17 protein-coding genes are annotated in these 17,672 nt (G+C 67.4%); 10 read left to right on the forward strand and 7 right to left on the reverse strand.

Features of this window, described 5'->3' with window-relative positions; genetic code table 11:
- Window positions 1–102: 102 nt before the first annotated feature.
- Window positions 103–501: a GreA/GreB family elongation factor gene (locus CFB39_RS27245; protein WP_059239999.1), complete on the forward strand. Its 399-nt coding sequence runs from the start codon at window positions 103–105 to the stop codon at window positions 499–501.
- A 175-nt stretch (window positions 502–676) separates the two neighbouring features.
- Here CFB39_RS27245 and CFB39_RS27250 read toward each other — a convergent pair whose 3' ends face one another.
- Window positions 677–1,801 carry a porin gene (locus tag CFB39_RS27250; protein ID WP_089475155.1) on the reverse strand — a complete coding sequence of 375 codons (1,125 nt, stop codon included), beginning with the start codon at window positions 1,799–1,801 and terminating at the stop codon, window positions 677–679.
- A gap of 609 nt (window positions 1,802–2,410) precedes the next feature.
- On the opposite strand from CFB39_RS27250, the gene CFB39_RS27255 reads away from it, so the two are divergent.
- The gene (locus tag CFB39_RS27255) at window positions 2,411–2,785 is read left to right on the forward strand and encodes a YXWGXW repeat-containing protein (RefSeq protein ID WP_089427150.1); all 375 of its coding nucleotides are present in this window, start codon (window positions 2,411–2,413) and stop codon (window positions 2,783–2,785) included.
- Between the two features lie 500 nt (window positions 2,786–3,285).
- On the opposite strand, the gene CFB39_RS27260 is transcribed toward CFB39_RS27255, so the two are convergent.
- Window positions 3,286–3,672: a helix-turn-helix domain-containing protein gene (locus CFB39_RS27260; RefSeq protein WP_089475156.1), complete on the reverse strand. Its 387-nt coding sequence runs from the start codon at window positions 3,670–3,672 to the stop codon at window positions 3,286–3,288.
- Between the two features lie 329 nt (window positions 3,673–4,001).
- Here CFB39_RS27260 and CFB39_RS27265 point away from each other — a divergent pair, with 329 nt between their 5' ends.
- From CFB39_RS27265 to CFB39_RS27275, 4 genes are all read left to right on the forward strand, one after another.
- Window positions 4,002–4,478, forward strand: coding sequence for a nuclear transport factor 2 family protein (locus tag CFB39_RS27265; protein WP_047849714.1), 477 nt, complete (start codon window positions 4,002–4,004; stop codon window positions 4,476–4,478).
- Between the two features lie 234 nt (window positions 4,479–4,712).
- Window positions 4,713–5,528 carry a helix-turn-helix transcriptional regulator gene (locus CFB39_RS27270; RefSeq protein ID WP_089475157.1) on the forward strand — a complete coding sequence of 272 codons (816 nt, stop codon included), beginning with the start codon at window positions 4,713–4,715 and terminating at the stop codon, window positions 5,526–5,528.
- A gap of 149 nt (window positions 5,529–5,677) precedes the next feature.
- Complete coding sequence (locus CFB39_RS40350; RefSeq protein WP_179257736.1) at window positions 5,678–5,836, forward strand: hypothetical protein; 159 nt, start codon at window positions 5,678–5,680, stop codon at window positions 5,834–5,836.
- A 103-nt stretch (window positions 5,837–5,939) separates the two neighbouring features.
- Complete coding sequence (locus CFB39_RS27275; RefSeq protein WP_089475158.1) at window positions 5,940–7,565, forward strand: amidohydrolase; 1,626 nt, start codon at window positions 5,940–5,942, stop codon at window positions 7,563–7,565.
- A 19-nt stretch (window positions 7,566–7,584) separates the two neighbouring features.
- Here CFB39_RS27275 and CFB39_RS27280 read toward each other — a convergent pair whose 3' ends face one another.
- The 3 genes from CFB39_RS27280 to CFB39_RS27290 form a co-directional block, all read right to left on the reverse strand.
- Entirely contained in the window at window positions 7,585–8,196 is a 612-nt protein-coding gene (locus CFB39_RS27280) for a cysteine hydrolase family protein (RefSeq protein ID WP_089475159.1), read from the reverse strand.
- Between the two features lie 173 nt (window positions 8,197–8,369).
- Complete coding sequence (locus CFB39_RS27285; RefSeq protein ID WP_089475160.1) at window positions 8,370–9,620, reverse strand: MFS transporter; 1,251 nt, start codon at window positions 9,618–9,620, stop codon at window positions 8,370–8,372.
- Between the two features lie 156 nt (window positions 9,621–9,776).
- Window positions 9,777–11,093 carry an MFS transporter gene (locus CFB39_RS27290; RefSeq protein WP_089475161.1) on the reverse strand — a complete coding sequence of 439 codons (1,317 nt, stop codon included), beginning with the start codon at window positions 11,091–11,093 and terminating at the stop codon, window positions 9,777–9,779.
- Window positions 11,094–11,424: 331 nt separating this feature from the next.
- On the opposite strand from CFB39_RS27290, the gene CFB39_RS27295 reads away from it, so the two are divergent.
- The 3 genes from CFB39_RS27295 to CFB39_RS27305 all read left to right on the forward strand — a co-directional run bounded on the left by CFB39_RS27295 (window position 11,425) and on the right by CFB39_RS27305 (window position 13,883).
- A complete protein-coding gene (locus CFB39_RS27295) occupies window positions 11,425–12,342 on the forward strand; it encodes a LysR family transcriptional regulator (RefSeq protein ID WP_089475162.1) in 918 nt (305 codons plus the stop codon).
- A 206-nt stretch (window positions 12,343–12,548) separates the two neighbouring features.
- On the forward strand, window positions 12,549–13,085 hold the full coding sequence (locus tag CFB39_RS27300; RefSeq protein ID WP_089475163.1) for a VOC family protein: 537 nt from the start codon (window positions 12,549–12,551) through the stop codon (window positions 13,083–13,085).
- A gap of 42 nt (window positions 13,086–13,127) precedes the next feature.
- Complete coding sequence (locus CFB39_RS27305) at window positions 13,128–13,883, forward strand: glucose 1-dehydrogenase (RefSeq protein ID WP_089475164.1); 756 nt, start codon at window positions 13,128–13,130, stop codon at window positions 13,881–13,883.
- Window positions 13,884–14,066: 183 nt separating this feature from the next.
- On the opposite strand, the gene CFB39_RS27310 is transcribed toward CFB39_RS27305, so the two are convergent.
- Window positions 14,067–15,584, reverse strand: coding sequence for a cytosine permease (locus CFB39_RS27310; protein ID WP_089475165.1), 1,518 nt, complete (start codon window positions 15,582–15,584; stop codon window positions 14,067–14,069).
- A gap of 202 nt (window positions 15,585–15,786) precedes the next feature.
- The gene (locus CFB39_RS27315; protein ID WP_089475166.1) at window positions 15,787–16,434 is read right to left on the reverse strand and encodes a glutathione S-transferase family protein; all 648 of its coding nucleotides are present in this window, start codon (window positions 16,432–16,434) and stop codon (window positions 15,787–15,789) included.
- 105 nt (window positions 16,435–16,539) lie between these two features.
- Between CFB39_RS27315 and CFB39_RS27320 the strand changes: the two genes are divergently transcribed.
- On the forward strand, window positions 16,540–17,658 hold the full coding sequence (locus CFB39_RS27320) for a pyruvate dehydrogenase (RefSeq protein WP_089475167.1): 1,119 nt from the start codon (window positions 16,540–16,542) through the stop codon (window positions 17,656–17,658).
- Window positions 17,659–17,672 lie beyond the last annotated feature (14 nt).

Below are 17,672 nucleotides of genomic sequence, written 5' to 3' on the forward strand. Positions count from 1 at the left end.
GATCTGACGGCTCGGTCTCCTCCCGGAGCCAGGTCAGACAGGCTCCGGGCGATCCCCATAGGCACGCCACGCCTGCCCTTGCCGATCATTTGGAGAACTGCCATGAAACAACGCCTTTACCAGTTGACCGAACTCGACGTTGCTCGCCTCGAGAAGCACGCCGAACACAACCCGCGCTTTCAGACGATGCTCGATACGCTTCTTGAGCGCGCCGACATCGTCCAGCCCGACGCCATCAAGGCGAACGTCGTCACGATGAACTCGCAGATCACGCTGCTCGACGAAGCGACCCAGGAACAAGCCACCTGGACGATTGTTTATCCGGATGCCGCCAATCTCGAGCTCGGCCGCCTGAACGTCTTCTCGCCCGTCGGCATGGCATTGCTGGGCACCCAGCGCGGCCAGATGGTCAAGGTGACGCAGCCGAGCGGCGCCGAAAAGCAGATGAAGGTCGCCGCGATCGTGTTCCAGCCGGAAGCCAACGGCGAATACACGCGCTGAGCACCCTGCCGTCGGCACCGCGCCGTAGTGGCGCGCAACGAAAAAAGCGAGGCACAGGCCTCGCTTTTTTGCATCCGGGCGGCACGAATCCTCGACATCGCATTCCGCAGACGAAAAAAAGGCGCCCGAAGGCGCCTTTTTCGATGCTGCGTAGCGGGTTACCCCGCCGTCACGCTTAGAAGCGGTGACGCAGACCAACCGTTGCTGCGGTTTGGTTGATCGACGAGCTCGGCAGGTTGTCGGTGAAGTTGCTGCCGTTGTAGATCGATGCGCCAACGCCGTTCTTAGCTGCACGCTGGTACACAGCTTGTGCGTAGACGTCCGTGCGCTTCGACAGAGCGTAGTCAGCTTGCAGACCGAACTGGTTCCAGTGCGTGCTGCCGTTGTTGATCTTCGCGTTCGTGTACGTGTAAGCAGCACCCAGGCCGAGAGCCGGCGTCAGGTTGTACTTTGCGTTGACTTCGTAGTTGTCGGTGCGGACCGAGCCCAGGGCACCGACTGCGTTGTTGTCGAGGCGAGCTTGCGTCCATGCAGCGCCGACTTGTGCCGGGCCGAATGCGTAGCCAGCAGCAGCACCGTACGTGCGGACGCGGCCTTGGCTAGCGATGCCACCGATCGCCGACGACGTTGCGCCGTTTGCTACGTTCGTGCCGTCACCCAGGTTCGCTTGCGAGTATGCACCCGCCAGCTTCAGGCCTTGGAACTGGTATGCAACGCCTGCGCTGTACGCACGGTTGTTACCGAAGTTCGTGTTGTTCGAGAACGAGTACGTGCCGCCGAATTGCAGGCCAGCGTAGTTAGCGCTCGTGAACTTGATCGTGTTGTTCTGAGCGACATCACCGTTCGTGCTCAGACGGTCGAGGTTCAGCGGGTGCGCGAAGTACGTGCCGCCCCACGAGCCCGTTGCCGTCAGCGGCGCCAGGTAGTCTTGCGTTGCGTCATACTGCTTACCCAGCGTGACCGTGCCGTACTGGCTCGACAGGCCGACGAAAGCTTGGCGGTTGAACATGCCGTTGCTGTTCGCGAACTTGCCGTTACCGATGTTGAAGCCGCTTTCCAACGTGAAGATTGCCTTCAGGCCGCCACCCAGGTCTTCCGAGCCACGCAGGCCGAAACGGCTCTGGTCAATGCCCGAACCCATCGCCCAACGCGACTTGCCAGCTTGGCCGAGTGCCGGCTGGACGTTGCTCGTGTAGGTGATGCCTGCGTCCAGCACGCCGTACAGCGTGACGCTGCTTTGTGCGTGAGCGACGGTAGCAAACGATGCTGCAGCTGCTGCAACGATCAGAGTCTTGTTCATTCGTGGAGCTCCCTTCTAAAAAGAGGCAGGTCTCGCGACCTTGTTCATAAACGGTCTTCAACCGCCCGGGAGCGCCATCGATCCTGCTGGCCGCGCCCGGATAGTTGCCCGTTTGGGAACCGTGAGTTTAGGGGTGTACCCTAGGGGAGCGATCCGCAAATAAAGAAATAAGCTTTTCCAGAACTAGAAATAATGAAAGTGGGGACGAGTTATAAGTATTTGTTTTGACGTTTGTTTTTGACTTCTTGACGGGGGCTTTTTGGAGCCTTTCATCGCACCATTCTTACATGTCATCGTCTTGACGGTTGCATAGAAACAACAAACGGATTCGGCGCGACACCCCGAAATCGGCAAATTTTACCCAACTTGATCTCGAATTTCTGGCCTCGGACACCTAAAACGCATCCGTCGGCCAGTAAACAGGGCTCGACAGTCGTTCAGCGGGTCACATTCCCCCGGCAGCCATCCATATAGAAAGGCCAGCATCCACCCGCCGACGGTTCACCCACCTGCCGTGACACACGGTAACAGCGTTAACCGCTCGCGTAACCCGGCCAGCCGACTGGCAGGCTAATGTAAGGCAGCCTCGAATACAGAACAGGACACGCCATGAATCGACGCTCGTTGTTACGCGCCATCGGATTGACCGCCGCCTTCGTCGGCACCGGCGGCTGGCTCCGCGCTGCCTCGGCCCAGCCCGCACCGCCCGTGTACCGGCCGTCGGGCCCGAATCGCGTGCCCGGCGGCCCGCCCTATCCGGACCGCCCGGGCTTCGCACCGCCGGCCGCCCGGCACGACCGCCGTCCGCCGCCGCCACGGCCGCATGGCTATATATGGACCGACGGCTACTGGCGCTGGCAGCGTGGCCGCTATATATGGGTGCCTGGGCGCTGGGTCGCACGACGCCCCGGGCGTCGATGGGTGCCGGGCTACTGGCGACGCCAGGGACAGGTGTGGATCTACGTCGACGGTACGTGGCGATAGGCAGCCGCCGGGCGCCTGACCAGTAGCAGGCTCGGGGCAGGCGGCGCGAGCGAACCCGTGCCGCTCCGCCGCGACATCAACATCATGATGCCCGGCAGGCGCCCCAACGAATCCTGCCCCCAGCCCGATGCCGGCGCGCTAACCGGGGGATGCTTCCGGTCACGCAACCTCGCCCATCGACGTGCTCGCCGGTCTACGGCGCACCATCCCGCCTCGACCGGACCCTGCCGCACCCTGCCGCACCCTTCGCACGCGATGCGCAGAAAGACCGCCGTCTCGATCATCCCGTACCTGCCCTTGTAAACGGAGCATCGCCAGCGCTTTTCCGCATATGGGACGAATGGAACGCACCGCAACATCAGCGTCCTTGCTCAACTCGACGAAATCATTCGGATCACGAACTCATGCAATGGCGATGCACTGGCAATCAAGCCACGCGTCGTCGCATCGCACCCGAACGCAGCACAACGCCCAGCGACAAGGCGGCGCAAGCGCCCCGCTCAGCGCCCGCCCCCTTCGGTTTCCCTCGCACGACGTCGCGCAGCGCAGATCGCGCGATGATGTTCGTCGGCCCACCGGATCATCGCCTGCATCGGCGTCAGGAACGAGCGCCCGAGGTCGGTCAGCGCGTATTCGACACGCGGCGGCACTTCTGCGTACAGCGTGCGACTGACGAAGCCGTCCTGCTCGAGCCGCTTGAGCGTGCGCGACAGCATCTGCTTCGACACATCTCCGATCGCACGGCCGAGTTCGTTGAAACGCATCGTCCCGCCGGACAGCGTCTCGAGCACGAGCAGGCTCCACTGGTCGCCGATGCGGTCGAGCACATCGCGAATCGGGCATGGCTGATCGAGTTCGACGGATTCGTCGGCGGGCGAAAACGGCATGACTGGATTCTCTTTCACGGGCAACGCATGGTCAGCGCGGTGTGACCTGTTCACACCGCGCTGACTTCTTGTGACGGGTTCGCGGCAACTGTACCATTCGATCGGCCCGACAGCCGCGCGGATTCGCCAGTTCAACGAAGCATGACGACGGCGCGCGGCCGTTACCGGCCCGTGTCGTCACGATACGGGCCGGTCGGAAACCCCCTCGCGGCGCCAAGGCGCGTGTATCCGCAACCCTGCACCGCCGCCCGCCGATCGCCGCGGCAGGCTCGACCCGCCGTCGCCCATCGCACACCCACCCACGCTTCGTCAGACAAGGAACCCGCTACATGTCATCGCTCCGCTCCCCCGTTCGCGCCGTTGCCGCGCTCGTCCTGCTGGCCGCGTCGACGGCCGCGCTGGCCGCCGGCCCGGCCACGCGCGACCTGGCCGCCGAGGAAGCCAACCGCCAGCTCGTGCTGACGTTCTACGATCGCTTCTTCAACAAGCACGAAGCGGTCGAGGCCGCCGCCGTCGTCGCGGACGACTACAAGCAGCACAACCCGCACGTGCCGGACGGCAAGAAGCCGTTCGTGTCGTACTTCGTCGGCGCGTTCCAGAAGAACCCGGCATCGCGCGCACGCATCGTGCGTAGCGCAACCGACGGCGACCTCGTCTACCTGCACGTGCATGCGACCGAGCGTCCGGGCGACCGCGGCGAAGCGGTCGTCGACATCTTCCGCGTGAAAGACGGCAAGATCGTCGAGCACTGGGACGTGATCCAGTCGGTACCGGAAAAGTCCGCGAACGCGAACACGATGTTCTGATGCGCGCGGCCGCCACGTGGTGCGCCACGATGCGCACCACCCGTCCAAGGGAGATCGGCCGCCCGCCGGGCAAGCGCGCATGCCCCGCGGCGGCGAACTCCCCTACAATCGAGCTTCGCCGCCGCGCCGGCCCCCGTTCCGCATGACCGCACCGCCAGCCGCCGCGCCGCCGGCGCGCCGTCGCAAGCGAAGCACGGCCGGCACGGGCGGCCGTTCGCGAAGACGGTGTCAACGATGAGCCCCGCCCATATTTCCCTCAGCAATGCCGGCGACCTGGTCGCCAGCCTCGGCAGTCCGCAGTTTCCCGCCCGGCTCTGGGCATGGCTGCGCGAAACCGTCGATCCGCAGTCCCATTACAGCGTCGCGACGCGCTACCGCCGCGATGCGCCGTCGCAGTCGGTCGACAGCGTCGACGTGCTGTTCTTCGCGGGCGGCGACGATCCCGACGGCACGCGCCACGCGCTCGATCTCTATACCCAGGGCGACTGGCGCACCGACACGCTGCTCCCGCATATCGAGCGCGCCACCGATTCGCAGCTCGTGTTCTCGTGCAACGAGGACATCGATACGGCGACCGAATACGGCCGCCATTTCGCGCTCGGCGAACTCGGCGAAGACTGCACGCTGCTCGGCAGCGAGCGCGACTATGTCTATGCGTTCTCGTTGTTCCGCCGGCGCGGCCAGCCGTCCTATACGCTGGCCGAACTGGCGCTGCTGCGGCAGCTCGGCGATTTCGTGCTGCCGCTCCTGATCCAGCATGCACGGCTCGCCCGCCTGACGCCGCGTTCGGACGACGGCGCGTTGCTGCAGCGGTTCGAGCAGCGCCTGTCGGCCGGCGGCGCGGCGCTGTCGCAGCGCGAACGGCTCGTATGCCGCGCGGTGTTGCAAGGCCAGCCGGTCCCGCAGATCGCCGACACCCTCGCACTCAAGCCCAGCAGCGTGCGCACCTATCTCGGGCGCGCGCTCGCGAAGCTCGGCGTGGCGAACCGGGCCGGACTGTTCGCGTGGTGCGTGACCGAAGAGGAACCGCCGGGGGACCGCGGCCAATAGATGACACCCCCGCATCGCTGCACGCCTACTCACCCCCGCGTTCTTTGTCGCGTCTTGTCCTCAAAACGATGACAGACAGCCGGCCGCCCCGCTCCTAGTATCTGACTCACCCGACGACCGGAACGCGTCGGATATCACGGAGACACGGCATGCCGAATACCGGATGGACGCCGGCCCGCACGGCCGCGCGCGCGTCGCCCATCGATCCGCCGATCCAGACCTGGCGGCGCGATCGGCATGACGCTCCGGCGACAGCCGGCCTTCACCACGACGCATCGCCGCGTCTGCCGCGCCGCCTCGGCACCTAGCCGCCCCCCATTCCAACCGGACCGGGTTCACGCGACCGGACGAGCCACACGGCCCGCCCGCCGGACACGTGCGCCCGTCGCCCCCCTCATCAGGAGGAGACACATGCAACACGCCGATACCGTCTATCTGAACGGCCTGCTTTACACGGGCGACGCGCAGCGCCGCTTCGCTCAGGCGCTGGCCACCCAGGACGGCAAGATCGTCGCCGTCGGCCGCGACGACGACATCCGCCCGCTGGCCGGCCCCGCGACGCGCATCGTCGACCTGGCCGGCAGGCTGATGCTGCCGGGCCTCATCGACGGCCACGTGCACCCGCTCGAAGGCCACCAGATCCTCGGTGACTTCGACCTGTCCGGCATCAACGATCCCGACACGATCCTGCAGCGCATTCGCGCATGCGCCGATGCGACGCCGAACGAACCGTGGGTCTATCTCGGCGGCGCCAACCTGGCCGCATTCGGCGCGTATCCGACCCGCGAGCTGCTCGACCGGATCGTGCCCGACCGGCCGCTGCTCGTGGTCGGCTTCGACGTGCACAGCGGCTGCCTCAACACGAAAGGGCTCGAAGCGGCCGGCATTCACGCCGATACGCCGGACCCGGCCGGCGGCGTGTACGAGCGCGATGCGTCCGGCGCGCCGAATGGCGTCGTGCACGAAGCGGCGTTCTACCGCGTGTGCCCGATCATTCCGCAACTGAGCCCGGCCGGCTACCCGAAGTCGCTCGCGAAAGCGCACGCGATGGCGCACGGTTACGGCCTCACCGGCTGGTTCGACGCGCGCGTCGAGGAGGCCGAACTCAAGGCGTATGCCGACGCGCAGCGCGCGGGCACGCTGAAGGTGTACATGAGCGCGGGCCTCTATGCGAACCCGCGCCGCGATCCGCGCGAGCAGATCGAGCGCTTCGCCAGATGGCGTCGCGAATACGAATGCGACAACCTGCGCCTGCATACGGTGAAGATCTTCGTCGACGGCGTGCCCGAATCGAAGACGGCCGCGCTGCTTGAGCCGTACGCCGGCACCGACGACTGCGGCCTCGCGCTGTGGAGCCAGGACGCGCTGAACGAGATCTGCCTGCTCGCGGATACGGCCGGCTTCGACCTGCACTTCCACACGCTCGCCGACCGCGCGGTGCGCATGACGCTCGACGCGCTCGAATACGTCCAGATCCGCAACGGCATGCGCGACCGGCGCGCGCAGCTCGCGCACCTGCAGCTCGTCGATCCGGCCGACATGAGCCGCTTCAACCGGCTCGGCGCGATCGCCAGCGTGCAGACGCTGTGGACGGCCGCGCGCGAGGAGCAGCAGCAGCTCTATCGCGACCTGCTCGGCGCGGAACGCACCGCGCGCAACTATCCGTTCCGCAGCCTGCGCAATGCGGGCGCGATGCTCGCGGCCGGCTCCGACTGGTCGGTCAGCACGATGGACCCGATGCAGATCATCCAGACGGGCGTCACGCACCTGCTGATCGACCAGCCCGACAGCCCGCCGTGGAATCCGCACGAACGCCTCGACCTGCTCACGATGCTCGAGGCCTATACGGTGAACACCGCGTATGCGCTGCGCTTCGACGACTGCACGGGTTCGCTCGAAGCGGGCAAGGACGCGAGCTTCGCGCTCCTCGACCGCAATCCGTTCGCGCACCCGGTCGAGACGTTTGCGCAAACCCGTGTGATCGAGACGTGCTTCCGCGGCGAAGTCGTGTATGCCGCGCCGGGCTGGGCCGACTGAAGCACGCATCCGGCGGCCGTCAGGCGACGGCCAGCGCCAGCACCTGCTCGGTCGTCAGCACGTCGCCGAACGTGTCCGACAGCGCGGCCAGCGTCGCGCGATGGAGGTCGCGGTGCGATACCGTGCCGCCATCCGCGAGGTCGAGGTCGCGCGTCGCGCATGCGTCGTCGACGACGATCACCGCGTAGCCGAGCGGCACCGCATCGCGTGCCGCGCCGGCGACGCATGCATGCGTCATCAGGCCCGTGACGATCAGCGTGTCGACACCGGCCGCCTTCAGGCGCGCATCGATGTCCGTCGTCGGGAACACGCTCACCGACGTCTTCTTCACGACCCTGTGATGCGCCGCCGGCTGCAGGTCCGCGTGAAAGCGGAAGCCGTCGCTGCCGTCGGCGAAGATCGGGCCGTCGGCCGCATCGACGTGCTGGACATGAAACACCGGCATGCCCGCGCGGTCGGCGAACGCGATCACGCGCTGCGCGTTGCCCAGCGCGCGCGGCCCCTCCGGAATCGGCAGGCGGCCGCTGAAGTATTCATTCTGGAAATCGATCACCAGCAGCGCGGTGCGGGCGGCGGCGATCGATGTCGGCGCGCTCGCGCCCGCCAGGGTACGGATGGTCGGATGTTGCATGGGTCGCTCTCTCGGTTGGCATGTCGAAGGAACGGCGCGCCGGGTCAGCCGGCGCCGCCGGACGCGGCCCGGATACGCCCGGGACGCGAGGCGCCAGTGTCGTGCCGCGCGGCCTGGCGCGACAGCGGTGCGCGGGACAACGTCCGACAGGATCGGGCCAACGTGCAAACCGCCTACGACAGCGCGGCTGTTCGCGCGCACGGCTGCGTGCGGCCATACGCAACCATCATCGCGAAGCTGAGCAGGAAGCCCGCGCCACCGATCAGCAGCAGGCCGGTCTCGCCGAACACCGGCAGCAGGTTCGTGAGCGCGCCCGTCACGACCCACGCGACGGCCATCACCGAGCCCGCGACGCCGAGCGTCCAGCCTTGCCGGTCCTCGCTGACTGCGTCGGAGAACGCCGTATACATCGTCGTGTACGCGACCATGTCGAAGCAGCCGACGACCATCGCGAGCGCCCACAGCACCGGCTCGTGCGGGAACAGCGCGGACAGGACCTGGCCGACGCCCGCGACGAGCAGGCCGGTCTTCGCGATGTCGACCACGCGCCACACGCGCAGCATCAGCCGCACGACGAACAGCAGGCCGAACACGAAGCAGAGGCCGATCACGCCGCTGAACAATCCGAGCCGCGCGCTCGTGTAGCCGAATTTCGCCTGCAGCAGCAGCATGATCGTCTGCAGGTAGAGCCCGTAGCCGACCTGCATCAGGAAGAACACGACCGACAGGAACGCGACGTTGCGCTGGCGCGCGGCCTCCCCGATGATCCGCAGCGGCAGCAGCGGATCGATGCGCGTGTCGCCGCGCGGTGCGGCCGAGTCGCGATACGACGCCCAGGTCCAGAACGCGCAGGCCAGCGACAGCGCGGCGACCAGCACGAACGGCGTGCCGTAGTCGAACAGCGGCGAAATCGTGCGATCGGACGTCACGCCGCCGAGCACGGGGCCGACGATCACGCCCGCGCTGAACGCGAGCGACATGATGCTCATGTTGTATGCCTTGTTCTCCGGCGTGCTCAGGTCGGTGATCGCCGCCTGCGCGATGCCCTGGCAGCCGGCCAGCAGCCCGGTGAGCCCGCGGCCCGCCAGCAGCAGCGCGACGCTCGCGTGCCACGCGCCGGCCGCCATCATCGCGTAGCCGGCCGCGAGGCCGATCACGCACAGCAGCAGGATCCTGCGGCGGCCGTAACGATCGGACAGGTCGCCCATCAGCGACGAGCCGAAGAACATGCACAACGGGTAGATCCCGTAGCCGAGACCGAGGTAGAAATTGCGCGCATGCGCGCCGGCGTCGGCCGGCAGGATGCCCGCGTGCGGATCGCTGAAGATCGCGGACATCATCGGATAGACGAGCCCGAAGCCCATCGCGTCGATCGCGATGGCGAGCAGGCAGGGGCCGAGCAGCGTGTAGTCGAGCCGGGACATGGCGACCTTCCGGACAGAGTGGATGATCGCCCAAGCGTAACGATGGGGTGGCGGCCGCGGTAGGCCGCCGCCCGTGATGCTAAGCATCGGCAGGACCGCTACCCTGCCCACCGCCCGCGCCGATGGCTCGCCGGCGCGGGCGGCAGGCCACGGCCGCTACTTGGCGCTCAACGGCTCGCCCTGAAACTGCCGGCGTGCGATCACGCATGGCGCGCCGTCGTGCATGAACACGCTCGCGAGCAGCCCGAACGATGCCGCGAACAACACGTACCACGCGGGCGCGACAGGCGACCCGCTCGCGTGCGTCAGCCACGTGACGATGAACGGCGCGAAGCCGCCGAACACCATCACCGCGACGTTGTACGCGAGCGCGATGCCCGTGGAGCGCGAACGCGTCGCGAACTGCTCGGCCAGCGTGGTCGGCGCGGGCCCGTAGCAGATGCCGATGATCGTGCAGATCACGAGCTGCATCACGAGCAGGCGCCCGATGCCCGGTGCGGCAGCCAGCCACGTGAACAGCGGATACGTGACCGTCAGCAGCGCCAGCGAACCGGCGATCAGCACGGGACGCCGGCCGATGCGGTCGGACACGAGCGCCGCGAACGGGATCGTCACCGTCAGCAGCGCAACCGCCGCCATCTGCACCTTGAAGACCTGGTCGAGCGGCAGCCCGAAGGTCTTGTGCACGAACGTCGGCATGTTGACGAGCATCACGTAGAACACGGCCGTGCCGGTGATCGTCTGCCCCATCGACACCAGCACGCCGCGCAGGTTGTCGCGCAGCACGCCCGACACGCTCGCCGGCGGCTCGACGGTCGACTTGCTCGCGGCGACGAACGCCTCGGTCTCCTCCATGTGCCGGCGGATCCACAGGCCGACCGGCCCGATCAGCAGCCCGAGCGCGAACGGCACGCGCCAGCCCCAGCTATCCAGCGCCGCGTCCGACAGCGATTGCGTGGCCCACGCGCCCATCGCGGCGCCCGAGAACACCGCGAGACACTGGCCGATCAGTTGCCACGATCCGTACAGCCCGCGCCGGTTCTCCGGCGCGCTTTCCACGAGAAACGCGGTCGCGCTCGCGTATTCGCCGCCCGTCGCGAAACCCTGCAGCAACCGCGCGACGACGATCAGGATGGGCGCCGCCGGGCCGATCACGGCGTACGACGGCGCGAACGTGATCAGCGCGATCGACAGCGTCATCAGGAAGATGATGAGCTGCATCGCGGCCTTGCGGCCCTTGCGGTCCGCATAGAGCCCAAGCAGGATGCCGCCGACCGGGCGCATGAAGAAGCCGACGCCGAAGGTCGCGAGCGACATCAGCAGCGACGCGTACTGGCTCTCGGCGGGAAAGAACAGCCGCGCGATGATGCCGGAGAAGAAACCGTAAACGATGAAGTCGTACCACTCGAGGGTGTTGCCGACGACAGCGGCCACCACCTGCCGATGCCGCGAGTTCCGACGTGAGTCGCGCATGCTTGTCTCTCCTGCAGTCTCATGGCGCCGCGCCGCATGTGTGCCGTGTTGCTTGGCACGCATGGGCGAACCGGGTGTTCGTATCACCGGCCGGCAAGGCGCGGGCACGGACCCGCACCATCGGAACCTCGCGGCCTGCCCGTACGACCAGCGTGAAACGATCATAGGGACGCCGAAAACCCGCATCAATTAACGCCCGCGGCGGATGATTAGCCGGAGATTAAATGTTGCCACGCCCAGCACCCTCCTGCGGAAACCCCGGAAATCCGCGCATTGTTGCAGCCCCTGTTCTGCGGCAGAATCGACGGCCGCCCTTCCCGTCGCCCGGACCATGCGCAACCGCATCAACGAAGAGATCACGTTCCGCAAGCTCGAGGTGCTGCTCGCCTTCATGGAAGCGGGCAGCCTCGCGAAGGCCGCCGAGGCGCTGGGCGTCAGCACGGTCAGCGTGCACCGGGCGCTGCACACGCTCGAGGAAGGGATGCACTGCGCGCTGTTTCGCCACGAGGGGCGGAACCTGATGCCGACCGACGCCGCGCAGGTGCTCGCCGAAGTCGCGGGCGAAGTGCTCAAGACGATGACGGACGGGATCCGCTCGACGCGCGAGGCGGCCGGCTACGGCGCCGGCCAGTTGAAGATCGGTTCGCTCTACTCGCTGACGATCCGCACCGTGCCCGAAGTCGTGATCGCGTTGAAGGAGCGCCGCCCCGAGCTGCAGGCCGAGCTCGTGCTCGGCTCGAATGCCGACCTGCTCGACAAGCTGCGGCAAGGCGCGATCGACGCGACGCTGATGGCGCTGCCCGAACCGGATGCCGAGATCGAATCGATCGCGCTGTTCGAGGACGAGATGTTCTTCGCCGCGCCGATCGACTCGCCGTACGCGCGGCACGATGCCATCGATCTGTGCTCGTGCGGCGACGCGCCGTTCGTGTCACTCGGCGAAGGCTTCGCGACGCATCACGGCTTCACGGAAGCGTTTCGTTCGGCCGGCGTCACGCCGAACGTCGTGATGCGGGTGGGCGACATCTTCTCGCTGATCAACCTCGTGTCGGGCGGCGTCGGCTGCTCGCTGCTGCCCGGCCGCGTGCGCGACCTGTTCGCGCACAAGATCGCGCTCGTACCGCTCGCCGGGCCGACGATCCGCCAGACGATCGGCTTGAGCTTCCTGCACCGGCGCGAACGCGACCCGAACCTGCTTGCGCTGGCCACCGTGTGCCGGCTGACGGTCAAGGGGCCGAACGCGCGGTAACACGCGGATCGCCCGGCCCGAAGCGCGCCTTCTCCGTTCTACTTCGCACGCCTGCATCGTCGCGCCCTGGCGCACCTACCCACCCGCCACGCAGCGACGAAGCGCGCGAGCTCATCCGTTTGGATGGCTCGCAGCACGCGCTTTGTTGCGATCATGGCCGGCATGCATCGCACGGCACGCACACGTGCGTCCGCCACGGAGACGCCATGAACGACACACTCCTCGGCCCCATCGACCAGATCGGCTACGTGGTCGCCGATCTCGACCGCAGCATCGCGCGCTGGCGCAAACGCCACGACGTCGGCCCGTGGACCGTATTTCGCAACGTGCGCCTCGACGGCTTCCATCTCGGCGAACCCGTGACGGTCACGATGGACGTCGGGCTCGCGTATCGCGGCGATCTGCAGATCGAACTGATTCACGTGACGAACGAGGCGCGCTCGCCATACCGCGATGTGCATGGGCAGCCGCTCGTCGGGCTGCATCACGTCGCGTGGGTCGTCGACGATCTCGATACCGTGCTCGCGCAGCTCACGGCCCGCGGCCTGCGTGTCGTGTTCGACGCACGCAACCCGGCCACGCGCATCGTCTATCTCGACGACGCCTGCGATCCCGGCGTGCGCGTCGAAGTGATCGAAGGCGCCGGCATGCGCGACATGATCGCGCGCGGCATCGCCGAGGCCCGCGCATGGGACGGCGCCGATCCGGTTCGCATCATCGACGCGGCGGGCGCCTCCGCGTAAGCGGCCCCGCGCGCGCCCCTCTCACTCACAGGAGCAAGCGGCATGAAACGACTCGAAGGCAAGGTGGCGCTGATCACGGGCGGTGCCCGCGGCCAGGGCGAAGCGGAAGCGCGCAGGTTCGTCACCGAAGGCGCACGCGTGGTGATCGCCGACGTGCTGGACGAAGCCGGCCAGCGCGTCGCGGCCGAACTCGGCGACGCCGCACGTTTCCAGCATCTCGACGTGACGAACGAAGCCGACTGGCAGGCTGCCGTCGATGCGACGCTCGCGCGGTTCGGTCGCCTCGACATCCTCGTGAACAACGCAGCAATCCTGAAGCTCGTGCCGATCGAAGCGTGCTCGCTCGACGACTATCGCAAGGTGATCGACGTGAACCAGGTCGGCTGCTGGCTCGGCATGAAATCGGCGCTGGGCGCACTGAAGGCGGCGGGCGGCGGCTCGATCGTCAACGTGTCGTCGACGGCCGGGATGGAGGGCGTCGCGGGCGGCAGCGCATACGTATCGAGCAAGTTCGCGGTGCGCGGGATGACGAAGGCCGCCGCGCTCGAATTCGGCCGCTACGGCATTCGCGTGAACTCGGTGCACCCCGGCGGCATCGATACGGTGATGGCGCGCCCGCCCGAGTTCGCGGACTTCGATCCGTCTTCGATCTACAGCGGCCTGCCGATCGCGCGCATCGGCAAGCCCGACGAGGTGGCCAATCTCGTGCTGTTCCTCGCGTCCGACGAATCCGCGTATTGCACCGGGTCGGAATTCATCGTCGACGGCGGGATGCTCGCGGGCAGTTCGTTCCACTGAACCGCATCCAGGTCGACGCGCGCCAGCCAACCCGGCGGGCGTTTTCGTTTGCGTTTGTGCGGTGCTGCGTGGAGCGTACAGCCGCCCCCTCCGGCAACCACACGCTCAAAAACGACAATGCCGCCGGCGGCTGCCCCGCGCGGCGGCATCGTCTTGGGCGGCGCTACGCACCACGCGCCGCGCTTACCCCCTCGGCTGGATCGCCGGTGCGCCATTGCCGCGCGCCGCCTGCCTGCCGCCGCCCCGCACGAAGCGTCGCCCGTGCGGACCGTACACGCCATCCGGTTCCGGATACAGCATCAGCAGCACGAAATACAGCACGCCGCCCACCACCAGCGACACCGGCACGCTCAGATCGAGCCCGCCCGCGAGGTTGCCGAGCGGCCCGACGAACTGCCCCGGCAGGTTCACGAACGACAACCCGACGAACGCGGCCGGCAGCCACGCGCCCATCGCGCGCACGTTCCAGCCGTGCGTGAACCAGTAATGGCCGCCGCGCAGCCCGCGGTTGAACACCTGCAGGTCGTCCGCGAGATAGTAGCCGCGCCGCGTCACGTAGCCGATCACCATGATCGCCATCCACGGGCAGCTGAACGTATCGATCAGCGTCGAGAACGTCGCGACGCTTTCGACGAGGTTGAACCAGAAGCGGCCGACGAAGATGAACGCGATCGCGATCGTGCCGATCAGCAGCGTCGCACGCACGCGGTTCAGCAGGCGCGGGAACATGCTCGACACGTCGAGGCCGGTGCCGTACAGCGCGGTCGTGCCGGTCGACATCCCGCCGATGATCGCGATCAGGCACATCGGCAGCAGGAACCAGCGTGGCGAGATCGCGAGCAGCCCGCCGACATAGTCGTTCGACGCGATGAACGCGGGTGCCTTCGTCGCGATGATCGTCGCGGTTGCAAGCCCGAAAAAGAATGGTACGAAGGTCGCGATCTGCGCGGCGAACACGGCGCCCATCACGCGATGCTTCGGTGTGCGCTGCGGGATGTAGCGCGCCCAGTCGCCGAGCGTCGACGCGAACGATACCGGGTTGCTCAGCGCCACCAGCACCGCGCCGACGAACGCGGCCCAGAAGCCCGCGCTGCCCTGCTGCACCGTGCCGGCATAGCTCACGTCGAACAGGCCGGCGAACGCGAACAGGCCCGCGACGAACAGCACGCTCGCGGCCCACACGGCGATCTTGTTGACCCACAGCATGAAGCGGAAGCCGTAGATGCAGACGATCAGCACGAGCACCGCGAACACCATGTACGCCGCGCCGAGCGTGAAGCCGTTGACCGGCACGCCGACCATGTTGTGCGCGCCGCCGACGAGCGCGTCGCCCGAGCTCCACACCGCGAGCGAGAAGAACGCGATCGACGTGAGCAGCGCGAGGAACGAGCCGACGATCCGGCCGTGGATGCCGAAATGCGCGCCGGACGACACCGGGTCGCTCGTCCCGTTGCGCGGGCCGAACAGGCTCATCGGCGCGAGGATGCAGGTGCCGGCGAGCACGCCGAGCACGATCGCGCAGACACCCGCCTTGAACGACAGCCCGACCAGCACGGGAAAACTGCCGAGCACCGAGGTGGAAAAGGTATTGCAGCCGCCGAACAGCAACCTGAACAGATCGATCGGCCGCGCATAGCGCGATGCATCGGGAATGCGCTCGAAACCGAACGACTCGACCTGCGTAATCCTGCCTTCACTCATTTGTCTCCCACTCCTCTGGTGCGTCTGTAGCGCCCGGGACTGCGGCGATACGACACATCGTCATCGATTCGCGGCCACTCTAAACCGGATCGCGCGGCGCAAATATCACGCATTCGAGACGTTTACGACGAAGGAGAACAATGTTTCCCGGCAGGCCGGCGGACGGCGCCCGCGCCATCCGTCCGGCGCGGGCGATGCGAGGTCAGTGCGCGCCCTCCGCGGCCGGCGCGCGGCATGCGATCAGGCCCCGCTGAACGGCTTGCCGCGCCTCGATGCCGGCGAGCCAGCGCTCGACGTGCGGGTAGTCGGCCAGATCGAGATCGAGTTCGGGCGCCGTGCGCAGCCACGGAAACGCGGCGATGTCGGCGATCGAGTAGCGCGGCGACGCGAGATACGCCGATTCCGCCAAGCGGCCGTTCACGACCCCATAGAGACGCCGCGCTTCGTTCCGGTAGCGCTCGAGCGCTTGCGCATTGACCGTCTTCGATGCATGCAGGAACCACCAGAGCTGGCCGAGCATCGGCCCGATCCCGCCGATCTGGAAGTGCAGCCATTGCTGGACGGCCGTGCGCTCGGCCAGCGTGTCGGGATGCAGAACGCCCGTCTTCGCGGCGAGATAGCTCAGGATCGCGCCGGATTCGAACACGGTCAGCCCGGCGTCGTGGTCGACGATGGCCGGGATCTTGCCGTTCGGGTTGATCGCGAGGAACGCCGGGCTGCGCTGCTCGCCGGCGGACAGGTTCACGTGCACGCGGTCGTAGGCGAGCCCGGCCTCTTCCAGGTAAATGGCGACCTTGTGCCCGTTCGGCGTGTTGGCCGTATAAAACGTGAGGGGATGCGTCGAGATCATGGTGGTCCTTGTCTTCCGGTTGTCGTTGCAACTACAATCGTTGCAATTGCAATCCTATGCCGGAACCGATAGACCCGGCGACATGCCAGTACTCGAAGGAGGGACATGCAGACTGCTCGATCCGGTCCGCCCGTGCGGACACCCGACACCCGCCGCGCCGCGGCGGCCTGCCTCGACAGGCTGATCACGCAGCGGCTCGCGCCGCGTGGCCGAGCGGTGTCGCCGCTCGGCGCGATGCGCGCGGCCGCCGATTGCCTCGAATGCGATGCGGCGACGTCGGAACGCGTCTGGGTCGTACGAGCCGATGCGCGGGAGCCGTCTGCGGACGCGGACGCACATCGCCGCATCAGTGCGTGGCCGCTACGGTTTCTCGATGCGCGCAAGCGGTTCGAGAAACCACTGCTGTACCTGCTGCATGCACGCGCGACCGACCGGCTGCGGCTGGCGTCGGTCGAAACCATCGATCGCGGGATCTTCGTCAACGATGCCGAAACGGTCGCGTCGTCCTGGCCGAAGGGCGTGACGCCCGATGTCCCGCACTGGCTGGCCGCGAACCCCGCGTGCACGCCGTACGATCCGGCGTCGGGCCATGAGGCGATCGCAATCCTGCGCCACGCGCTGCGCACGCTCTATGTCGCCGGCCAGCCGGGATTCTGTTACCTCGCGAGCCACGACGACCTCGTACCCGATGCGAAACCGCTGTCGGCCACCGCGGCCCGCGATGCGTGCAGCGGCATGGTGCGGGCCGGCCGGCGCACGGCGGCCGGCGCGGCTGCGCAGATCCGGCTGTGCGGCGCGGGCAGCACGCTCGCGCAGGTGCTGGAGGCGGCCGACCTGCTGCACGACGAATGGCGCATCGATTCGACGATCTGGAGCTGCCCGAGCTACACGCAACTCGCCCGCGACGGTCATGCAGCCGACCGGTGGAACCTGCTGCATCCGCACGACGAACCGCAGATCGCACATGTGCGCCGATGCATCGGCGACAGCCGCACGCCGGTGCTTGCGGTGACAGGCTATGCGGGGCACGTCGCCGCGCAGATCGGCGCGTTCGTACCGGCCCGCTTCGCGGCGCTCGGCGCGGATCTGGCCGGCCCGGGCCCCGGCACGCGCGCGCCGAACGCGCGCTGGATCGCCGCGGTCGCGCTTCGGCTGCTGGCCGACGACGGCCGCGTGCCGGCCGACTGGGCCGCGCAGGCGATGCGCCGCTGTGCGAGCGGCTGACGTGCGTGCCGGCT

The sequence above is a fragment of the Burkholderia sp. AU6039 genome, assembly GCF_002223365.1.
Taxonomy (GTDB): Bacteria; Pseudomonadota; Gammaproteobacteria; order Burkholderiales; family Burkholderiaceae; genus Burkholderia.

Bases quoted from the DNA above. Each gene is read 5' to 3' on its own strand.
- CFB39_RS27245 (WP_059239999.1), top strand. From the start codon at position 103: ATGAAACAACGCCTTTACCAGTTGACCGAACTCGACGTTGCTCGCCTC.
- CFB39_RS27250 (WP_089475155.1), bottom strand. From the start codon at position 1,801: ATGAACAAGACTCTGATCGTTGCAGCAGCTGCAGCATCGTTTGCTACC.
- CFB39_RS27255 (WP_089427150.1), top strand. From the start codon at position 2,411: ATGAATCGACGCTCGTTGTTACGCGCCATCGGATTGACCGCCGCCTTC.
- CFB39_RS27260 (WP_089475156.1), bottom strand. From the start codon at position 3,672: ATGCCGTTTTCGCCCGCCGACGAATCCGTCGAACTCGATCAGCCATGC.
- CFB39_RS27265 (WP_047849714.1), top strand. From the start codon at position 4,002: ATGTCATCGCTCCGCTCCCCCGTTCGCGCCGTTGCCGCGCTCGTCCTG.
- CFB39_RS27270 (WP_089475157.1), top strand. From the start codon at position 4,713: ATGAGCCCCGCCCATATTTCCCTCAGCAATGCCGGCGACCTGGTCGCC.
- CFB39_RS40350 (WP_179257736.1), top strand. From the start codon at position 5,678: ATGCCGAATACCGGATGGACGCCGGCCCGCACGGCCGCGCGCGCGTCG.
- CFB39_RS27275 (WP_089475158.1), top strand. From the start codon at position 5,940: ATGCAACACGCCGATACCGTCTATCTGAACGGCCTGCTTTACACGGGC.
- CFB39_RS27280 (WP_089475159.1), bottom strand. From the start codon at position 8,196: ATGCAACATCCGACCATCCGTACCCTGGCGGGCGCGAGCGCGCCGACA.
- CFB39_RS27285 (WP_089475160.1), bottom strand. From the start codon at position 9,620: ATGTCCCGGCTCGACTACACGCTGCTCGGCCCCTGCCTGCTCGCCATC.
- CFB39_RS27290 (WP_089475161.1), bottom strand. From the start codon at position 11,093: ATGCGCGACTCACGTCGGAACTCGCGGCATCGGCAGGTGGTGGCCGCT.
- CFB39_RS27295 (WP_089475162.1), top strand. From the start codon at position 11,425: ATGCGCAACCGCATCAACGAAGAGATCACGTTCCGCAAGCTCGAGGTG.
- CFB39_RS27300 (WP_089475163.1), top strand. From the start codon at position 12,549: ATGAACGACACACTCCTCGGCCCCATCGACCAGATCGGCTACGTGGTC.
- CFB39_RS27305 (WP_089475164.1), top strand. From the start codon at position 13,128: ATGAAACGACTCGAAGGCAAGGTGGCGCTGATCACGGGCGGTGCCCGC.
- CFB39_RS27310 (WP_089475165.1), bottom strand. From the start codon at position 15,584: ATGAGTGAAGGCAGGATTACGCAGGTCGAGTCGTTCGGTTTCGAGCGC.
- CFB39_RS27315 (WP_089475166.1), bottom strand. From the start codon at position 16,434: ATGATCTCGACGCATCCCCTCACGTTTTATACGGCCAACACGCCGAAC.
- CFB39_RS27320 (WP_089475167.1), top strand. From the start codon at position 16,540: ATGCAGACTGCTCGATCCGGTCCGCCCGTGCGGACACCCGACACCCGC.